Source organism: Frankia sp. Hr75.2 (genome assembly GCF_949319125.1).
GTDB classification, from domain to species: Bacteria; Actinomycetota; Actinomycetes; order Frankiales; family Frankiaceae; genus Parafrankia; species Parafrankia soli.
The window spans coordinates 1-2,938 of the sequence record NZ_CASGGV010000112.1; the positions used below are offsets into that span (position 1 = coordinate 1).

Annotated in this window: 3 protein-coding genes and 2 pseudogenes; 2 read left to right on the forward strand and 3 right to left on the reverse strand. The window is 68.4% G+C overall.

Annotated elements, in window-relative coordinates; translation table 11 throughout:
• Window positions 1-107: 107 nt before the first annotated feature.
• Window positions 108-200 (forward strand): annotated as a pseudogene (locus AC559T_RS11180) (IS6 family transposase); the annotation flags it as partial.
• 573 nt (window positions 201-773) lie between these two features.
• Here the strand turns inward: AC559T_RS11180 and AC559T_RS11185 are convergent.
• The 3 genes and pseudogenes from AC559T_RS11185 to AC559T_RS11195 all read right to left on the reverse strand — a co-directional run.
• Window positions 774-998 (reverse strand): annotated as a pseudogene (locus AC559T_RS11185) (integrase); the annotation flags it as partial.
• Between the two features lie 219 nt (window positions 999-1,217).
• Entirely contained in the window at window positions 1,218-1,751 is a 534-nt protein-coding gene (locus tag AC559T_RS11190; RefSeq protein WP_498868646.1) for a hypothetical protein, read from the reverse strand.
• Window positions 1,752-1,836: 85 nt separating this feature from the next.
• Window positions 1,837-2,052 carry a BTAD domain-containing putative transcriptional regulator gene (locus tag AC559T_RS11195; protein ID WP_498868647.1) on the reverse strand — a complete coding sequence of 72 codons (216 nt, stop codon included), beginning with the start codon at window positions 2,050-2,052 and terminating at the stop codon, window positions 1,837-1,839.
• A gap of 385 nt (window positions 2,053-2,437) precedes the next feature.
• On the opposite strand from AC559T_RS11195, the gene AC559T_RS11200 reads away from it, so the two are divergent.
• Window positions 2,438-2,899 carry a hypothetical protein gene (locus tag AC559T_RS11200; RefSeq protein WP_498868648.1) on the forward strand — a complete coding sequence of 154 codons (462 nt, stop codon included), beginning with the start codon at window positions 2,438-2,440 and terminating at the stop codon, window positions 2,897-2,899.
• The last annotated feature ends 39 nt before the right edge of the window (window positions 2,900-2,938 follow it).

The following is a 2,938-nucleotide window of genomic DNA, read 5'->3' on the forward strand; positions in this document are numbered from 1 at the left end:
CGTGAGGCACCACGGCGATGCCGCAGTCGAACTCCAGGCCATCGGGGGGGCACAGTTGCGTTCGCTGGGCGCGGGTGCTGGGGTCGCCGGTCAAGCATGATCAGGTGATGGGTCGTCGGCGTGTCTGTTCGCCGGTTCCCGCCTCGGAGTTCGCCGGGTTCCGGTTCCCGCCGGAGATGATCGTGCTGGCGGTCCGGTGGTAAGAACGTACCCGGAGGTTCTGCGCGCAACCCCTGGATCGCGCTCGTTCCCGAATGTCGCCACGCCGCCACGTCACGGACGCTGCGGTGCGGGAAGGACATTGTGGACATCCGGTAACGGGGATCGTGTATGCGCTGGCCAAGCCCGCCGCGCCGGCAACAAACCGGGCAACTCCGGCGTCCATCTGGATGACGCTGTTCCGGCCGGGCAGGAAGCACGGTTCTGGCCGGTGGATGGAACGGGGGTCTAGGTGTCGCGCTGTCTGGCCATCGGTGGGCTCATGACACACGCGAGACTACCGCCGGTTACTGCGGCGGTAGGCCGTGGCCCAGCGCTGGACCGCCACCGCGGCGGTGCCGGCGAACGCGAGCTGCCGGAGCCCGCCGGCACGCTCTCAACGGGCAGCGGCATCGCGGTGCAGGGATGGCCGTGCGTCGGCCGACGACCCGGCGGACCACGAGGGATCCGAGACCGCCCGCACCGGCCAGCAGCAGAGTCTGTTGGCCGCTCCGGGCTACCGGCTCCAGTCTGTACCGCCGGCCCGTGAGCCAAAGGGTAGCGCCGACGAGCACCAAGGCTGCGAGGATCACCCGATCCTTCGGTTCCAGGGCCGGGCGGTTCACCTGCCGTCGCAGCACCGCCACCGGATGTCGCAGGACGAGGAGCTTCACGTCTTTCGCGGTGTCGCCGCGCACGCGGAGCAACATCAGTCCGAGAGCATTGCGCGTCAGGGCGTAGAGCAGCGACCACACCATGACCACCCAGCCTGCCCGACGCAGACCCCATCTGGCAGGCAAACACGCAGGTCATCCCTGAATCGGGGTTCTGGAGTCCCACAGGTCCTGGGTGGCGCTGGTCTCGGTGAGCATACGGCGGGCATCCGTCCGACTCGCAGGGCCACGCCAAGACGAATGACGGACATAGCGAAGTCGACCAGTCTGACGGTATAGACCCTGAGTCAAGTTGCACGAGCAACCATCTAAGCGACCTGAAGGTGATCTGACCCATTCGGGGTCTCAATGGAGCAGGATCCGTAGCAGGATCAGGGTGACACCGAACGCGCCGGAGACGAGCCCGTAGGCTAGGGACGTCCAGGTGCCGCGCCCGCTGCGCGAGCCGGCGATCTCGCCCCACAGCACCAGCGCAGCCACTCCGGTCCACATCCCAGCGAGCGCCGCGGTTTGCACGGGCGCGCCGGCCGCCGCGGCCAGCAGCACCGCGAGCAGCGGGACGAACGACGCTGTCACCAGGGACCATTCGTGGGCCATCGTCTCGGCCAAGCGGTGCAGGCCGGCCCGTCGACTAACATCCGGCGGTGAGCCGAGGAACTCGGCATACACGTGGGCGAGCCAGTACACGATCACGCTGACCAGCTCGGCGTAGATCAGGTCGCTCAGCCCCGTCTGGCGCTCCGACTCCACCGCCAGCACCGAGTCCGCCAGGATCGTTCCGTAGATCGAGCCGGCAGGATTGCGCGCGAGCGCGAGCACGACGGCCCGCAAGCCACGGCGGGCGGCGGCCTGACGGTCGAGGCGCTCGTGCACGTCCACGGCCTCAAGGTCTACCCGACGGGCTCCCGGACCGCTCGCCGGTCTAGACCGCATGCGGCGAGCTGTTCGCCGTTCTGGCGACGGGCTAGGCAGGGCGTCGCCCCCCCGATGCGGTCGAAGGCGTTGAGCGCTGTTGCAGCGGATGCTCGATCGTCAGCGCCCGCAGGCACGGCAACACGGCGTCCTGCTGACCGAGCGCGAGCCGGGCATCGATGACGTCCTCCCGCACCACCCAACGCTGCTCCTCCAGCCGAGTGGTCTGGGCGCGCGTGACCTCCGGGGGCAACTCGTCGAACGGCACGCCGCAACTCCAACGTCGACTGAGATTCGAGCAGGTATTGCCCCTGACTTTGGTCCATGCCCGGCTATGTCAACCATCGCCCTGGTTCGGTCGGCACCACTCTCGGAGGCCGAGCACGTCGTCGAATCCAGCAGGGTTGCGTGAGCCGCGATCGGGAACGGCTCCGCGTGGAAACGCAAACGCGCGACCGGACTGCCGAATAAATGGCGTTCCGGGATGAACTCGATGGTCACATCGAGCGGCCCGCTGCACCGCTTTCGAGCCTGAGTGCCGGCGGCCGGGTGTAGAACCACAGGCCAGGGCTAGGGCCACGGATACGGCGTCAGGCGGCTGACCGGACAGCCGGTACCGGCCGAGCGCCCCGAACGGAACAGGAGGGTCAAGCATGAAGCCACTGTCTGAGCAGCTCAGCGAGCTGTCCAAGCGAGCGAGGAAGGTCGACGACGTCGTCGGCGCGGCGCGGGAGAGGAACCGCGCGCAGCTGGAGGCTCAGCGGGACGAGCTGAAGTCCGCCGTCGAAGCGGGCAGAGCCGACGCCGCGAAGGACCTCGCAGCGGAGAAAGCCGACGTAAGGGAGGACGTCGCCGAGGCGAGAGCCAGCATGAAGGCGCGGTGGGACGCCGTGCGCTCGTCGATCGACCAGCGGTTCGCCGAGATGCGCGCGGACGCGGACGAGCGACGCCAGGAGCGGGACATCGGGAAGGCGCAGCACCACGCCGATATGGCCGAACGGGACGCCGCCGACGCGATCGACCTGGCGCTGTTCGTCCTCGACGAGGCCGACTACGCCATCATCGACGCGGTCATCGCCCGCGAAGACGCCGAACAGCTCGCCAAGAGCCGCTAGAGCGCCGGTCAGGTAGTCAGGCTGCCTGTTGATCGTTCC